Annotated in this window: 13 protein-coding genes and 7 tRNA genes; 17 read left to right on the forward strand and 3 right to left on the reverse strand. The window is 36.1% G+C overall.

Translation table 11 applies throughout. The features are described 5' to 3' along the window. Positions 1-4 precede the first annotated feature (4 nt). From C8C76_RS02590 to C8C76_RS02620, 7 genes are all read left to right on the forward strand, one after another. Complete coding sequence (locus C8C76_RS02590; protein WP_108138379.1) at positions 5-2,347, forward strand: FtsK/SpoIIIE family DNA translocase; 2,343 nt, start codon at positions 5-7, stop codon at positions 2,345-2,347. Positions 2,348-2,436: 89 nt separating this feature from the next. Continuing rightward, complete coding sequence (locus tag C8C76_RS02595) at positions 2,437-3,168, forward strand: GntR family transcriptional regulator (protein ID WP_108138381.1); 732 nt, start codon at positions 2,437-2,439, stop codon at positions 3,166-3,168. Between the two features lie 148 nt (positions 3,169-3,316). Then, on the forward strand, positions 3,317-4,399 hold the full coding sequence (locus C8C76_RS02600; protein ID WP_108138383.1) for a BMP family lipoprotein: 1,083 nt from the start codon (positions 3,317-3,319) through the stop codon (positions 4,397-4,399). Positions 4,400-4,487: 88 nt separating this feature from the next. Further along, on the forward strand, positions 4,488-6,032 hold the full coding sequence (locus tag C8C76_RS02605) for an ABC transporter ATP-binding protein (protein WP_108138385.1): 1,545 nt from the start codon (positions 4,488-4,490) through the stop codon (positions 6,030-6,032). Continuing rightward, complete coding sequence (locus tag C8C76_RS02610) at positions 6,025-7,137, forward strand: ABC transporter permease (RefSeq protein ID WP_108138387.1); 1,113 nt, start codon at positions 6,025-6,027, stop codon at positions 7,135-7,137. The genes C8C76_RS02605 and C8C76_RS02610 overlap by 8 nt, the downstream gene beginning before the upstream one ends. Further along, positions 7,137-8,036, forward strand: a complete 900-nt coding sequence (locus C8C76_RS02615) for an ABC transporter permease (protein ID WP_108138389.1) — start codon at positions 7,137-7,139, stop codon at positions 8,034-8,036. The genes C8C76_RS02610 and C8C76_RS02615 overlap by 1 nt, the downstream gene beginning before the upstream one ends. 226 nt (positions 8,037-8,262) lie before the next feature. Continuing rightward, complete coding sequence (locus C8C76_RS02620) at positions 8,263-9,447, forward strand: helix-turn-helix domain-containing protein (protein WP_243733970.1); 1,185 nt, start codon at positions 8,263-8,265, stop codon at positions 9,445-9,447. Positions 9,448-9,527: 80 nt separating this feature from the next. On the opposite strand, the gene C8C76_RS02625 is transcribed toward C8C76_RS02620, so the two are convergent. After that, positions 9,528-9,612 (reverse strand) — tRNA-Tyr (locus C8C76_RS02625). An 87-nt stretch (positions 9,613-9,699) separates the two neighbouring features. Then, positions 9,700-9,775: transfer RNA gene (locus C8C76_RS02630), tRNA-Glu, on the reverse strand. Positions 9,776-9,950: 175 nt separating this feature from the next. On the opposite strand from C8C76_RS02630, the gene C8C76_RS02635 reads away from it, so the two are divergent. Further along, complete coding sequence (locus C8C76_RS02635) at positions 9,951-10,520, forward strand: class I SAM-dependent methyltransferase (protein ID WP_108138393.1); 570 nt, start codon at positions 9,951-9,953, stop codon at positions 10,518-10,520. Between the two features lie 29 nt (positions 10,521-10,549). Here the strand turns inward: C8C76_RS02635 and C8C76_RS02640 are convergent, their stop codons facing one another. Then, the gene (locus C8C76_RS02640) at positions 10,550-11,953 is read right to left on the reverse strand and encodes a dihydrolipoyl dehydrogenase family protein (RefSeq protein ID WP_108138395.1); all 1,404 of its coding nucleotides are present in this window, start codon (positions 11,951-11,953) and stop codon (positions 10,550-10,552) included. A 327-nt stretch (positions 11,954-12,280) separates the two neighbouring features. Between C8C76_RS02640 and C8C76_RS02645 the strand changes: the two genes are divergently transcribed. The 9 genes from C8C76_RS02645 (at position 12,281) to C8C76_RS02685 (ending at position 15,610) form a co-directional block, all read left to right on the forward strand. Further along, positions 12,281-12,356, forward strand: a tRNA-Trp gene (locus tag C8C76_RS02645). 20 nt (positions 12,357-12,376) lie between these two features. Next, positions 12,377-12,452: transfer RNA gene (locus tag C8C76_RS02650), tRNA-Thr, on the forward strand. 12 nt (positions 12,453-12,464) lie between these two features. Continuing rightward, positions 12,465-12,540 (forward strand) — tRNA-Trp (locus C8C76_RS02655). Positions 12,541-12,558: 18 nt separating this feature from the next. Beyond that, positions 12,559-12,634: transfer RNA gene (locus tag C8C76_RS02660), tRNA-Thr, on the forward strand. A 137-nt stretch (positions 12,635-12,771) separates the two neighbouring features. After that, positions 12,772-13,065 (forward strand): DUF2103 domain-containing protein, encoded by a 294-nt coding sequence (locus C8C76_RS02665; protein ID WP_108138397.1) that lies wholly within the window; start codon positions 12,772-12,774, stop codon positions 13,063-13,065. A gap of 60 nt (positions 13,066-13,125) precedes the next feature. Next, positions 13,126-13,202, forward strand: a tRNA-Pro gene (locus C8C76_RS02670). Positions 13,203-13,306: 104 nt separating this feature from the next. After that, entirely contained in the window at positions 13,307-14,644 is a 1,338-nt protein-coding gene (gene rimO / locus C8C76_RS02675; RefSeq protein WP_108138399.1) for a 30S ribosomal protein S12 methylthiotransferase RimO, read from the forward strand. After that, on the forward strand, positions 14,628-15,158 hold the full coding sequence (gene pgsA / locus C8C76_RS02680; protein WP_108138401.1) for a CDP-diacylglycerol--glycerol-3-phosphate 3-phosphatidyltransferase: 531 nt from the start codon (positions 14,628-14,630) through the stop codon (positions 15,156-15,158). Before rimO ends, pgsA begins: the two co-directional genes overlap by 17 nt. A gap of 11 nt (positions 15,159-15,169) precedes the next feature. Further along, positions 15,170-15,610 (forward strand): phosphatidylglycerophosphatase A family protein, encoded by a 441-nt coding sequence (locus tag C8C76_RS02685; RefSeq protein ID WP_108138403.1) that lies wholly within the window; start codon positions 15,170-15,172, stop codon positions 15,608-15,610. The last annotated feature ends 35 nt before the right edge of the window (positions 15,611-15,645 follow it).

Here is a 15,645-nt window from a genome sequence, read left to right on the forward strand (position 1 = left end):
AGAGATGAGTAAGCAAAAAAATGATTCTAGAATTGAAAAAAGAAAAAATGAAATTCTGGGTCTCTTTTTAATTACCTTTGCTGCGATCAGCTATTTTGCTATTTTCAGCAGATCAGCGGGTTTGCTCGGCAATTATATCAGCAGCGCCTATTATTTTATGGTGGGAAGCGGCAGTTATATTCTGCCTCTTTTATTTGTTTACTGGGGGATTCAGCTGATTAGATCAAAAAAGATTAAATTTTCCGGTAGATTTTTAGGCCTTCTTATTTCATTTATTGCAATTATTTCTATTATTAACTTAAGTGAAGGCGGAGGATTTTTTCTTAATACACCTCAGAATGCAGCTGGCGGTATCATCGGCAGTGCTATCAGTTATCTTTTAACTGAATTATTTGCTGTCCGGGGCAGCTATATCATTTTATCCGTTTTATTGTTAATTGGAATTCTTTTGTTATTTGATTTATTTTTACATAATATTTTTCAAAAAACAAAAGCTCAGATTTTTGCTTTTAAAGAAGCAGTTTTAAATTTAAATGAAAAAATTAAAAGTTTTTTTAGTAATCTTTCTTTTGGCAGATTGAATCTTTTTGCCAGAATCAAAGAAGCCAGAGCTAAAAAAGCTGAAAGAAAAAACAAGAAAAGAAAAGAGAAAAAACGCTCAGCTGCTGCAGCAGAAACTCTTGCAGAAGAAAATGAAGATAAAGAATTAGCAGAATCGGCCTCTCTTAGTCCCAGTATGACTCAAAGTAATACTAAAGCTGAAAAGAAGCAAAATCCTAAAGCTAAAAAATCCAAAAATAAACAAAAAGAAAAAACAGCAGCCTCAGCAGAAGAAAAGGAAATTACTGAGGATTTTGATATTACCAAAGATCAATCTAAAGATGTTAAAGATCAGGGAGAAAAACACGGTGATTATACACTGCCTGGAATCTCTTTATTAAATGATTCGGGAAAGAAGAAGGTTAAACTGGCAAATAAAAGTGAGTTATTAGAAGAAACTTTAAGCAGTTTTGGAGTTGAAGCTAAAGTAATTAATGTTAATCACGGACCAACAATTACCCGCTATGAGATCCAGCCAGCTACCGGGGTAAAGGTCAGCAAAATTGTTAATTTATCTGATGATATTGCACTCGCTTTAGCAGCCCGAGACGTCAGGATTGAAGCACCTATTCCTGGTAAAGCAGCAGTGGGGATTGAGGTCCCTCACGGCAATGATATTACTGTGTCTTTTCGGGATGTAATTGTCTCCGAAGAATTTCAAAAAGCTGAAGATAAGCTGACCCTTGCTTTAGGTAAGGGAATTGATGGCGATACAGCTGTCTTTAACCTGGCCAAGATGCCTCATTTATTAGTTGCTGGAGCTACTGGTTCCGGTAAAAGTGTCTGTATCAATACCCTGATCAGCAGTATTCTCTATCGGGCAACCCCGGAAGAGGTTAAACTGCTGCTTGTTGATCCCAAAAAAGTTGAATTAAATATCTATCAGGGACTGCCTCATTTAATTACTCCAGTTGTTACTGATCCAAAAAAAGCAGCCAATGTATTAAAACTGGTAGTTGAAGAAATGGAAAATCGCTATGATCTTTTTTCTGAAACTGGCAGCCGGGGAATTGAGTCCTATAATAAGCAGGTTGATGATCCGGATGATAAGATGCCCTATATTGTAGTAATTATTGATGAGCTTTCCGATTTAATGATGGTGGCGGCTAATGAGGTAGAGGATAACATCTGCCGTTTAGCTCAAATGTCAAGAGCAGCCGGGATTCATTTGATAATTGCGACTCAGAGGCCTTCGGTTGATGTAATTACCGGCTTAATTAAAGCTAATATTCCAAGCCGAATCTCATTTGCAGTTTCTTCAGCCACAGATTCCCGGACGATTTTGGATATGGGAGGGGCAGAAAAACTGCTCGGTAAAGGAGATATGTTATTTGCACCTGTGGGAATGCAGAAGCCGCAGAGGATTCAGGGTGCTTTCTTGACGGATCAGGAGATTTCGGAAATCACTTCTTTTGTAAAAAATCAGGCAACTGCAGAATATAAAATTGAAAAAGATGATATCAAAGAAGTTGAATTGTCAATTGATGATGAGCAGGATGAATTGTACGAAGAAGCGGTTAAACTGGTGGTTAAATACAGAGCTTCAATCTCTATGCTGCAGAGAAGGCTGCACATCGGCCATTCAAGGGCTGCTCGCCTAATTGACTCTATGGAAGAAGATGGAATTGTTGGTCCTTATGCAGGCAGCAAGCCGCGTGAGGTCCTGGTAGAAGAGGATGATCTGGAAGCAATCTTAAATGGTGAATACGAAGATCAAGAAACTGAAAGCGAAGATCAAAAAAGTTAAAATCTTGACAAAAAAATTGAATTGTGATACTATTTAGTTAGTTGTCAGACAGGTAAGACGTCTGAAGAAAGGAGGGGTGGACTGGGAATTTGGATATACTAAAACATGATAAGAGACCGCTTTATTTAAAAATTAAAGAACACATTGAAAACTTAATTGATCAGGAAATTTATGAGGCAGGTGATAAACTTCCTTCAGAAACGGCTTTTGCAAAAGAGCTGGATGTCAGCAGGGCAAGTTTAAGAGAAGCGCTGAGAGTTCTGGAAAAGGAAGGAAAAATCATCAAAAGTCAGGGTGTAGGAACCTTTGTTTCTAAACCGATTCCCCGTTTTAAAAGAGGTATTGAGGAATTATTTAGTGTAACTGATACAATTAAAAATGAGGGATTCACCCCGGGAACAAGAGCTCTAGAGATCTCAAAGGAAAAGATTGAGAAACATCTTGCTCTTAAAATGAACATTAAAGAAAACGAAGAAATTTTAAAACTGCAGCGGGTCAGAACTGCAGATCAGAAGCCGGTTGTTTTTTGTATTGATTATTTAAATACCAATCTTTTTCCAATTAATATTGATGATGATTTTAGTCATTCTTTATTTGATCTGCTGGAAAATAAATATGACTTACAAATCAAATACGCTGTAGCAGAAATCATTCCGGTTACTGCCAAAGATAAATTAATGGAAAAATTAAATGTAAAAAAACACAGTCCGATTCTGCTTTTAGAACAGATGCATTATGATAATCAGGAAAGATTGTTTCTTTATTCTAAAAATTATTTTAGAAGTGATCAGTTCCAGTTTAAAGTCTTAAGAAGCAGATAAATATTTAATTTTTTAATATAGTTAATTTTGGAACAATTGACTAAAATTGAAGTGTTTTATGTTGCAAATATAAGATAAAAATGTTATATTATAATTGCAATTCACAAATTTTGGTACCATTAAAAAAATATATGAGGGGGTCATTATTTTGAAAAAAGTTTTAAGTTTAGCTATTGTTTTTGCCTTTGTTATGATGGTGGTCTTTGCAGCGGTTCCCGCAGCTGCCCAGGACACTAGAGTAGGTATTGTTTTATCTACCGGTGGACTTGGAGATCTATCTTTCAACGATGCAGCCTACCGCGGTCTGCAGAGAGCAGAAGAAGAATTAGGAATTTCTTTTGATTACATTGAGCCAGCAGATCCTTCTGAAGATCAGACAGCTCTGCGCCGTTTTGCTTCCAGAGGTTATGATCTGGTTATTGGTGTAGGATTCCAGATGGCAGATAGTTTAACAACTGTTGCTGGTGAGTATCCTGACACAAAATTTGCTCATGTTGATCAGTTCTTTGAAGACATTCCTGAAAATATTGTAAGCCTTAACTTTGCTGAGTGGGAAGGTTCATTCCTAGCTGGTGCTCTAGCAGCACTGACCAGTGAAAGTGGTAATGTTGGTTTTGTTGGTGGAGTTGACTTTGCTCTAATCCATCGTTTTGAAGGCGGATTTTATCAGGGAGCAAGATATATTAATCCTGATATCGAAATTCAGAGCAGATATGCTGATGACTTTGGTGATCCAGCAAGAGGTAGAGAAATTGCACTTGGTATGATTGATGATGGTGCAGATGTAATCTATCACGCTGCTGGTGGTACAGGTTCTGGTGTCTTCCAGGCAGCTGAAGAGGAAGATATTTATGCAATTGGTGTAGACTCCAATCAGAACTATGTTGCTCCAGGTTATGTAATAGCAAGTATGCTTAAAAAAGTAGATAATGCTGTATTTGATACAGTAAAGTCTGTTGTAGAAGGTAACTATCAGGGTGGCAACAATTTATACTTCACCTTAGCTGATGGTGGTGTTGATCTGACCAGTTTAACAGAGGTTGGTCAGCCAGTATTAGATGCTCATGAGAATGGAACTATTACTGATGAAGGATTAGAAACTATCAGAGAAATGAAAGAAAATGTAACTTCTCCTTATGCTGATCGCATTGCTGAAATTAAAGAAATGATCATCAATGGCGAAATTGAAGTAGAAAACTGGGGAGAAACTGGCAGACCTGATAACCTTTAATAATTAGTACAAATTATATTTAACTTAAAGGGCTCTGCTTTCTAGCAGAGCCCAATTAATTTTTAGTATATTTTAGGGAGGAATAATCATGGCCAGGGAAGATAATTATATTTTAGATATGCAGAATATAACTAAAATATTTCCAGGTGTCAAAGCAAATGATAATGTAAATTTATCAATTAAAAAGGGAGAAATCCATGCCCTTGTTGGAGAAAATGGTGCAGGTAAAACAACTTTGATGAATGTTTTGTATGGACTTTATGACCCAGATGGTGGTCAGGTTTATTATGAAGGTAATAAAATTAATTTAGACGGGCCTCAGGATGCAATTGAATTAGGAATTGGAATGGTCCATCAGCATTTTATGCTGGTAGATCCCCTGACGGTAACAGAAAATATTGTCCTCGGTAATGAACCCCGCAGCGGCTTAATGTTGGATCAAAAAACCGCCAAAAAAGAAGTTCAGGATATTTCAAATAAATACGGTCTTTTTGTTGACCCTGATGCTAAAATTCAGGATATTTCTGTTGGGATGCAGCAGCGTGTCGAGATTATTAAAACCTTATATCGGGGAGCAGAGCTTTTAATTTTTGATGAGCCAACTGCTGTTTTAACTCCTCAGGAAATTGATGAATTATTTGAAATTTTTAGATCTTTAAAAGAGCAGGGTAAGACAATAATTTTTATTACCCACAAATTAAAAGAGGTTAAAACCATTTCTGATCGGATTACTGTTTTAAGAAGTGGAAAAAGTATTGATACTGTAAATACAGCTGATGTCACAAAGGAAGATGTGGCTGAACTCATGGTTGGACGTCAGGTTTTATTAGAAGTTGAAAAAACTGAAGCAAAACCTGGTGATGAAATTTTTAATGTTGAGAATTTAAATGTAAAAGACAATAGAGATATCCCTGTTGTTAAGGATATATCACTTTCAGTTCGCAAGGGTGAAATTTTAGGTATTGCTGGTGTTGAGGGTAACGGCCAGTCAGAATTAGTAGAAGCTATAACCGGGCTTAGAAAAATTGAAAGTGGTAAAGTTGAACTGCGCGGTAAGGATATTACAAAATATAATGCCCGTGAGATTAAAAGGGAAAAAGTGGCTCATATTCCGGAAGATAGACAGAAACGCGGCCTAATCATGGATTTTGATTTAAAAGAAAATATTATTTTAGGCTATCATGATTTAGAACCATTTTCTAAAAACGGAATTATGAATTATGATAATGTGGCTCAATATACACAGGATTTAATTGAAAAGTATGATGTTCGCGGTGGTGGGATGGAAGCCCAGGCTAAAAATCTATCTGGTGGTAATCAGCAGAAATTGATTGTAGCTCGAGAATTTTCACATGACCCTGAGTTTTTAATTGCTTCTCAGCCTACTCGCGGAGTAGATGTTGGTTCAATTGAATTTATCCACAAACAAATTATAGACAGGCGTGATAATGGAGCCGGAGTTTTATTAGTTTCAGCAGAATTAAGTGAGGTATTATCATTAAGTGATCGAATTGCAGTAATTTTTGAAGGAGAAATTGTTGATGTTTTAAAAGCTTCAGAGACAAATGAAAGAGAACTCGGTAAATTAATGACCGGTTCTAAAGCTGAAGCGGGAGGTGAGAGTAATGAATAACTATTCAGAAAAAATAAAATCTGTTTTAACTGATTTAGGTTTATCTTTATTATCAATAGTAATTGCATTAATTGTAGGTACTTTATTTATTTTCTTAACTGATAAATCTCCTCTGGACGCCTATTCAGCTCTTTACATAGGGGCTTTTGGTAATTTTAGTGCAATAGCGAATACATTATGGCGCTCAACTCCACTGATTTTAACTGGACTTGCTGTAGCTCTTCCTTTTAGAGCTGGACTCTTTAATATTGGAGCTGAGGGACAGCTGTTAATGGGGGGATTTACTGCTGGAGTTGTCGGTTTTTATTTTACTTCTTTACCGGCTTTTATTCATTTACCGTTTGCTATTATTGCCGGGATGCTTGTTGGAGGTCTCTGGGGAGGTCTGCCGGGCTTTTTAAAGGCTAAAATGGATGTTCACGAGGTTATTGCAACGATTATGTTAAATCACATTGCAATTGCTCTAACTATTAATTATGGTATTAATATTTTTAGAGATACAGGTCGACCAGCTACTCCGAGAATAATGGAATCGGCTTCGATGTTTAACTTTAAAAATATTATGGATTATCCACTGTTATCTAATTTGCCATTTGCAGAATTATTTGCTCAGCCTGCAATCAGGCTTCATATTAACTTTTTTCTGGCATTGATAGCAGCCGTTATTTTATGGTATTTATTATTTAAAACAACTCTCGGTTATGAGATGAGAGCAGTTGGTTTTAACCCAGATGGAGCAGAATATGGTGGGATTAATGCCAGTAAAGGTATTATTACTGCTATGTTCATCAGTGGTGCTGTTGCAGGTCTGGCTGGTGTCGGAGAAGTTTTAGGAACTCATTTAAGTTTTATGCAGGGTATGGACGCTGGTTATGGTTTCACAGGAATCGCTGTTGCCCTAATCGGTCAGACTCACCCAATTGGAGTCATCTTAGGTGGTATTTTATTTGGAGCACTGGCACAGGGTGGTCTGGAAATGCAGTTTTCAGGTATTCCATCTGAAATTGTAATGCTGATACAGGCACTGGTAATTTTCTTTGTTGCAGCCCTCCAGGTATTTAAAGTTTATCTTGCAAAAAGAAAAGCAAAAGGAGGGGTTGAATAATGGATACATTAAAACAGATATTTTCTCTATCATTATTTTTAGCCAGTTTTCGCTTTGCTACTCCTTTGATTCTGGCTGCTTTGGGAGGTATTTTCTCTGAAAGATCCGGAGTTGTTAACATTGCTTTAGAAGGTATGATATTAATTGGAGCTTTTGCTGCTGTTTATGGTAGTGCCAGCACTGGCAGCCCCTGGATTGGTGTGCTTTATTCGATGATAGCTGGTCTAGCTTTTGCAGCGATTCTGGCACTTGTCTGTGTAACTTTTAAGGCCAATCAGATTGTTGTTGGTACCGGTATTAATATTTTTGCTTCCGGGATTACAATTTTCTTATTACAGGTCTTATTTGGTGTTAAAGGTACTTCACCAATGGTTGGCAGATTACCGGCCTATAGACTTTTTGGAGTTCGCTTTAATCCAATAACTTATATTGCTTTAATTTTAGTACCAGTAGTCTGGTTTATCTTCTTTAAGACCCACTGGGGCTTAAGGATTCGCTCAATTGGAGAACATCCAGCAGCGGCAGATACTTTAGGGATCAGTGTCAATAAATGGAGATTCATTAGTGTTTTAATTAGTGGTGTTTTAGCCGGTTTAGCTGGAGCCCACCTCTCAATAGGTGATGGTAGTGCCTTTGTCAGAGAGATGTCAGCTGGCCGTGGTTTTATTGCTCTGGCAGCAATGATCTTTGGTAAATGGCATCCCTTTGGAGCCTTTGGGGCAGCTATGCTCTTTGGTTTTGCTGAAGCGATTGCGGTTAGAGTTGATTTTGCCTTCATCCCATCTGAATTAATTAGTGCGATACCATATGTGCTTACTCTAGTTGTACTGGCTGGATTTTTCGGTAAATCTATTCCACCTGCAGCTTCTGGTGAGCCATATTATAAAGGTGAAAAATAATAAAATAAAAAATGTGATCTTTCAACAGGGACAGTATTCTAATGCTGTCTCTGTTTTTTTACGCTATAAAATAAAAAATACACTAAAAAAGATTAAATTAATTACTAAAGTATGTTATAATAATAAATAGTGTTTATCTACTTTGAATTTTAAGTAAATTAACCAATAAATATTAAAAGCTGCAGCAGTGCAATTAGTGCATAAGGAGGACAATAAATTGGAAGAAATGGAACTCGAACTGGGTACATTGTTAAAGAAAGCCAGACAGGAAAAGGGCTTAAGCTTAGATGATATTCAGGAAGAAACCAAAATCAGAAAAAAATATCTGGAAGCAATTGAAGAAAATAATTTTGATATACTTCCTGGAAATGTTTATTTAAAAGTTTTTATAAAAGGTTATGCTAGAGAAGTGGATATTAATTACCAGGCTTTGCTTGAAAATTATCCAATTTTAAATATTAAAGAAGAAAAGGAAAGCAATCTACAAAAAGATTATTTAAACGGAACTAAAGTTTCCAGTAATAATCAGAAGAAAAACAAAAAAAATCCATTAAAAATTATTTTTATTATTCTTTTAATATTATTTTTAGGTGCTGCGGCAGTTTATACTTATCAGTATGTTAATAACTCCGAAATAAGATTACTTAACCAGCAGAACAGAACTCAGGAGAATATAGAAGAAGAATCAGAACTTTTAGAAGTGGAAAATAATAATGGTTCAGCCTCAGCAGCTGAAGAAGAGGATTTAGAGGAGTCAGCAGCTAATTCTGAAAACGAATCAGCTTCTGAATTAGAAATCTTTAATGATGATTCATTTGAAAATGAACTGACTGATAATTTGTTTGATTCATTTGACTCAGAAGTACTTACCGAAGAAAACACGGAAATAATTGACCAGAATAATTTTCAGGAAATGAATGGCTTAAACTCTCAGGAACAGAATCAGATCAATGAAATAATCATTTCGGAAGAATCAGATATTGAAGAGAGTGAACCGAAAGTGGAAACTCCAGCAGATAATGAGGATGCTGACACTGGTATGGAAGCTGAATCTTCAGCAGAAAGTTCTCAAACAGAAGCAGAAATAGCTGAAGCTGAAAACGCAGTCAATTCTGTTGAGGAAGCTGCTGATGCTGATTTTGACAACACTCTGGCCTTTTCAGCAACTGACACAGTTTGGGTTACTGTAGATCTTGATGGAGAAAACGTGTTTAGCGGAATTTTAGAGGATGGAGATCAGCGCGAATTTGAAGTAGATGAGAGACTTTATATAAAAATAGGAAACGGAAATGCCATTACCGCTGAAATAAATGGAGAAATTTATGGTCCCTGGGCTGGAAATGGAGAAATAGCAGAAGTAGAGTTTATTAATCAAGATCAGGAAATTAGAATTAATAATCTTAGAGATTAAGTATTTCTCTTTATTTTGTAAAATTAAATAGCAAATAAAAAAACACCCGTTTTTACGGGTGTTTTAAATATTCAAAGTAATGGTGGAGGGGAAAGGATTTGAACCTTTGTAGGCATCGCCGGCAGATTTACAGTCTGCTCCCTTTAACCACTCGGGCACCCCTCCATATTAGAAATAAGAGTTAGGAAGTCGGAGATAGGAAAACAATATAATTCTATCTTACTTCTGACATCTTACTTCTTAGTTATTAAATGGTACCCTCAAGGGGATTCGAACCCCTGCCGCCAGGATGAAAACCTGGTGTCCTGGACCCCTAGACGATGAGGGCAGATAGCTTTTTCACAAGCACAATTAATAGTATATAGTAACTTCAGCAGATGGTCAATTTAATTTGATGCTGATTATTGACTTTGATAGTAAATTAAGTAGTGAATACTATTTTTTTTAAGTCTTTTCGGACTTATAAAGCTTTAAATAAAATTTTATGAGAGAGAGTGATTTTTATGTCAAACAATTTATTTAATGCAGTTGATTTTTCACATTTTTTATTAAGGGAAGCACTTAAATCTGGGGATAAAGCTCTTGATGCTACAGCTGGCAATGGTCATGATACAAAGTTTTTAGCTGAGCTGGTTGGGGCAGAGGGGAGAGTTTTTTCTTTTGATATTCAAAAAGAAGCCATTGCTAATACAAAAAAACTGCTGCAGGAAGCTGAATTGGAAGAGAATGTTGAATTAATTAAAGACAGTCACGCTGAGCTTGATCAATATTTAAATGAGGAAATTTCAGCTGCTATTTTTAACCTTGGATATCTGCCGGGAGGAAATAAAGAGATCATTACAAAGTCTAAAAGTACAATTAGAGCTTTAAAAAAAGCAGTTGTGCTGCTTAAAAAGGACGGAGTTGTTGTTCTTGTTATTTACAGCGGTCATGATGGAGGAGATGAGGAAAGAGAGGCAGTTCTGGATTATGTAACTGATCTGGATTATAAAAAATATAATGTTTTAAATTATAAATTTCTTAATCAGCCGGGGCCACCACCGGAAGTAGTTGCTATTAAAAAGAGGAATTAAAAAAAGCAGGCAGATGCCTGCTTTTTATTCTAGATAAGTTTTTTTGCGAGTTTAGGAATTATTCCAGAGTCAGTTTTATTCATCATCCATTTTTCTGCAACCCGCTTATTCATTAGAGAAATAGTGGGGAAGGAGTGCTGAGTCATCATAATATCAAACATTGAAATATCATGCTGAATTGCTAAGATCCATTCATGGATCAGCTCACTGGCTGCTTCACCAACAATTGTAGCTCCAAATATTTTTCCTTTGCTGTTGGTAATTACTTTTACAAAACCTTCAGGTTTACCATCTGCAATTGCACGGCCATAATCTTCATATCTTTCTTTTACAATCTGATAATTTAGGCCTTTTTCGTTTGCCTCTTTTTCTGTGATTCCTGCCTGAGCAATTTCTGGTTTAGTAAATACAGACCAGGGAACCAGATAATCATCATAATTAAATTGTTTAATTGGAGTTGGATTGATAGCATTCATTAAAGCCAGCATTCCCTGGTGCATAGCAGCATGAGAGAGTAGAGCCTTACCATTACAGTCACCGACAGCATATACTCCCTTAACATTAGTTTCCAGCTTTCTATTAACCTTGATGCCGGACTTACCATATTCAATCCCTGCATTATCCAGTTTTAAAGGATCTAAAACAGCTTTTCTACCAGTAGCTACTAAAATTTTGTCAGATTCAAATGCTCCTACATCTGTATGGGTAATGATTTTACCGTCTTTTTCTTCAACTTTGTTGATTCCAGTGCTGTTGTGAACACCAATACCTTCTTTTTTAAACTTTTCTTCCAGTACTCTTCCAGCTTCTTCATCACCAGTTGGCACCAGATGATCATCAATCTGGAACATATTTACCTTAGATCCCAATCTGGAAAAAGCCTGAGCCATTTCTGATCCGATTGCACCTCCACCAATAATTGTTAGAGTTTCGGGTATATCTTCCTGCTCAAAAATATTCAAATTAGTTAAACGGGGAACATCTTTCAATCCAGGAATTGGTGGAATCATTGGCTCAGTACCTGTTGCAATAAAGATCTTATCAGCAGTATATTTTTTCCCAGCTACTTCAACTACTTTTTTGTCAACAAATTTAGCTTCCCCCTGGTCGACAATTAACTTTGCTCTTTCAAAAGCCTTCATTGTTTTGTTGCCGCTGATTTCTCCAACTTTTTTTCTAACAATTTCTAAAGGATTTTCGATTTCAGTTTTACCAGCTAATTTTATACCATACTGTCTTAAATTTTCAGCAACTTCATTTACCTCTCCCGCTTTTAATAAAGCTTTGCTGGGAACACAGCCGTAGTTTAGACATTCCCCACCAACTTTATGTTTTTCAATTGAGAGAACATCCAGTCCCATATTTGCAGCCATTGCTGTAACTGCCATTCCAGCAGGACCCATTCCGATTACTATTAAATCATGTTTTTCCATTATAACCACCTCATATTACAAAATATTTAACTTTTACGATATATATGATAATATATTCTCAAACTAATTTCAAGTTATTTATAACATTTTAGAAAAAATATATCAGATGTATTACAGCTTACAATTTAACAGGAGAAAAGTGGAATATTTAGAATTTTTTTAATAAATATCCAGCTAAAAATTAATGAAAATCAGGGTATAATCAAGTATTTTCAAGAAAAAAGCTATTAAATTGGTCTGAAGTATCATAATTCCAATAATAACACTTGACCTATACCTTTAACTCTATTATAATAGTTATTGCTTGATTGAAAAACGCCTCGTCTTAGGGGAGTAGCTCAACTGGCAGAGTAGTGGACTCCAAATCCATTGGTTGCAGGTTCAACTCCTGTCTCCCCTGCCATTTTTTTAATTTAATACTGTGCTGATGTAGCTCAATTGGTAGAGCAGCTCACTTGTAATGAGCAGGTTACCAGTTCAAGTCTGGTCATCAGCTCCATTTTTGATTTTTAGGGGAGTAGCTCAACTGGCAGAGTAGTGGACTCCAAATCCATTGGTTGCAGGTTCAACTCCTGTCTCCCCTGCCATTTTTAATTTAATACTGTGCTGATGTAGCTCAATTGGTAGAGCAGCTCACTTGTAATGAGCAGGTTACCAGTTCAAGTCTGGTCATCAGCTCCATTAAACAATAGGGAAGTCGATTACGGCTTCTTTTTTTCTTTTTACAGGTATTTTTCTTTTTTGTTGATCAGCCCCGAGTTTTAATAATTTGCGGAGCTTATCTTTCGATGCTATAATTAATAAAGGATGTGATTAATTTGGCAAATAAGTACAGGCAGAATAAAATCAAACAGGAACATACTATAATTGAAGATATATTACCCCTGCTGGAAGATATTGCTCTTTCAAAGCTTGTTAAGAGTATTATTCCGGGAAGGATTAATCGAAGAAAGGGTAGTGGAACCCCAGCTTATATTCAGCTTAAGTATAATACCAGAAGTGGGATTAAACTAATTGCGAAAAACAGCTCCTCCCTGCAGGAAGTTTTTGTGGTAACAGATTATCCTGATCAGACTATGGAGTATTTAAAAAAACTGGATTTTATAAAATAAATATCCAAAATTTAATTTGACAAAAAGACTTAATTTATATATAATATTTCTTGTTGACAACGGGCTATGGCGCAGCTTGGTAGCGCGCTACACTGGGGGTGTAGAGGTCTCCGGTTCAAATCCGGATAGCCCGACCATTTTAGAATCAAAGCCCTTTGAGGGCTTTTTTGTAGTTATAGAGCTATTAAATCTGGAATAATATATATTTAAATTTAAATTTTGACACTATAAAGGAGTAAAAATGATAAGATATTCTTTAATGACGTTAGGCTGTCCTAAAAATGAAGTTGACAGTCAGCATATGAATGGTTTTTTAAGAGGAGAAGATGATTTTTTATATACAGATAGTTTTGAAGAGGCAGAAGTTATAATTATTAATACCTGTGGTTTTATTCAGGATGCAAAAGAAGAGTCTATTGAAACAATTTTGGCTGCTCTTGAATATAAAAAACAGTACAACTGTAAATCGGTTGTTGTAACCGGCTGTCTGACTCAGCGCTACAGTGAAGAGCTGGAAGCTGATATTCCCGAAATAGATGCTGTCTTAGGAACCTCAAATTTTGATAAAATAGCAGAGGTTATCAGAGAGAGTCTTGAGGGTAAAGATACAGGTGGAATTGAGGAAGCCGGTTTTGATTACAGTTCTTCGCTGCCCAGAGAGTTAGACAATGATGTTTATGCATATTTAAAAATTGCAGAAGGCTGTAATAATAACTGCACATACTGCAGTATTCCCCAGATTAGAGGGGCAGTAAAGAGCAGATCTATTGCTGATATTGCAGCAGAAGCAGAAAAAATAGCTGAATCAGGAATTAAAGAATTAATTATAATTGCCCAGGATACAACTCAGTACGGAGTAGATATTTACGGTCGTTCTGCTCTGGCACCACTTTTAAAGCGCCTGGCTGAAGTGGAAGGAATTAAATGGATTAGAGTTTTATACAGTTATCCGGAGTTTATAACTGACGAAATAATTGAAGTTTTCGCTGAAGAAGAGAAAATCTGTAATTATTTTGACCTGCCGATCCAGCATTCTTCCCAAAAGATAAGAAAGTTAATGAATCGCAAAGGAAATGAAGAAGATATCGCTAATATAATAAATAAGATTAGAAATAAGATTCCTGATGCAAAAATTAGAACATCTCTGATTGCTGGTTTTCCGGGCGAAAACGAGCAGGACTTTCAGAATTTGAAAAAATTTGTTGAAAAGTTTAAATTCGACAGGCTTGGTGTTTTTGAGTTTTCTCGCGAAGAGGGGACTGCAGCCTATAATTTAGACAATCGAGTTCCGGAAGAAATTAAAGCAGAAAGAAAAGAAGAAATTATGCAGCTGCAGCAGGAAATTTCTCTGGCCAAAAACAGGGAATTAATCGGGCGCAAGATTGAAGTGATCATTGAAGATCAGGATCAGGAAAATTACCTGGCCAGGTCTCGTTATGATTCACCGGAAATAGATAATCAGATTTATATTTCTAAAAATGAGGCAGAGCTTGAAATTGGAGAAATCTATCAGGCTCTAATAAAAGAAGCCTTCCATTATGATTTAATAGGAGAGATTGAGGATGAATCTACCAAATAAACTTTCTGTTCTAAGAATTCTGCTGGTTCCAGTAATTATTTATCTGCTTTTAGTAAATACTTTAAGTACCAGTATTGCAGCTCTGGTTGTCTTTAGTCTGGCTGCTCTAACTGATAAGTTTGATGGTTATTATGCCCGCAAACATAATCTGATAACTACCCTTGGTAAAATTTTAGATCCACTGGCAGACAAACTATTAATTATTGGAGTTTTTACAGCTTTTGTGCAGACCGGAGTGCTTTCTACCTGGCCGTTAGTAATTATAGTGGCAAGGGAACTTGCAGTAACTGGCTTAAGAGTGGTTGCAGCAGATCAGGGCTCAGTAATTCCAGCAAATATTTGGGGTAAAACCAAAACTACAATCCAGATGATTACTGCTATTGTGCTTATCATTAATCCACAAATTATTAATTTTCCATTTCTTTTAACTGAGTTATTAATCTGGTTAACGGTAATAATTACAATTTATTCTGGCTATACTTATTTTGCTGCCGCAGAGGTTGATTATTCTTAAGGGAGGTAACTATGCTTAAAAAAATAAATCATTTGCTGGCAAGTGGTTTTTACAGTGGTCATCTTCCAGCTGCACCCGGGACCTGGGGATCATTATTAATGGTCCTGCTTCTATTTTTCTTTCCAATTTTAAATAATATTTATTTGATATCAGCTCTTTCAATTGGGGGAATAGCAGTTGCAAATTTTGAAGAAAGACAGACAGGGATCAAAGATGACAGTAAAATTGTTATTGATGAGATGGCCGGACAGTTATTAACTTTTTACACTTTAAAGACAAGTATTCCTGTATTAGTAGGCGGTTTTATCCTCTTTCGAGTTTTTGATATAACTAAACCCTGGCTGATCGATAAAGTTCAGGATTTACCTTCTGGCTGGGGAGTAATGCTCGATGATATTCTGGCTGGTTTGACTTCTCTTATTATTTTAAAAGTTATTATTACATTAATTTGATAAATTTAATCTGATTTTAATCCAATCGACCTTAA

Origin of the sequence: Halanaerobium saccharolyticum, from assembly GCF_003053565.1 — a bacterium.
Taxonomy (GTDB): Bacteria; Bacillota; Halanaerobiia; order Halanaerobiales; family Halanaerobiaceae; genus Halanaerobium; species Halanaerobium saccharolyticum_B.

What these genes read in the sequence shown, in the direction of transcription:
- pgsA (WP_108138401.1), top strand. Translation starts at nt 14,628, where the DNA reads ATGAATCTACCAAATAAACTTTCTGTTCTAAGAATTCTGCTGGTTCCA.
- C8C76_RS02640 (WP_108138395.1), bottom strand. Translation starts at nt 11,953, where the DNA reads ATGGAAAAACATGATTTAATAGTAATCGGAATGGGTCCTGCTGGAATG.
- C8C76_RS02610 (WP_108138387.1), top strand. Translation starts at nt 6,025, where the DNA reads ATGAATAACTATTCAGAAAAAATAAAATCTGTTTTAACTGATTTAGGT.
- C8C76_RS02635 (WP_108138393.1), top strand. Translation starts at nt 9,951, where the DNA reads ATGTCAAACAATTTATTTAATGCAGTTGATTTTTCACATTTTTTATTA.
- C8C76_RS02620 (WP_243733970.1), top strand. Translation starts at nt 8,263, where the DNA reads ATGGAACTCGAACTGGGTACATTGTTAAAGAAAGCCAGACAGGAAAAG.
- rimO (WP_108138399.1), top strand. Translation starts at nt 13,307, where the DNA reads ATGATAAGATATTCTTTAATGACGTTAGGCTGTCCTAAAAATGAAGTT.
- C8C76_RS02590 (WP_108138379.1), top strand. Translation starts at nt 5, where the DNA reads ATGAGTAAGCAAAAAAATGATTCTAGAATTGAAAAAAGAAAAAATGAA.
- C8C76_RS02685 (WP_108138403.1), top strand. Translation starts at nt 15,170, where the DNA reads ATGCTTAAAAAAATAAATCATTTGCTGGCAAGTGGTTTTTACAGTGGT.
- C8C76_RS02605 (WP_108138385.1), top strand. Translation starts at nt 4,488, where the DNA reads ATGGCCAGGGAAGATAATTATATTTTAGATATGCAGAATATAACTAAA.
- C8C76_RS02615 (WP_108138389.1), top strand. Translation starts at nt 7,137, where the DNA reads ATGGATACATTAAAACAGATATTTTCTCTATCATTATTTTTAGCCAGT.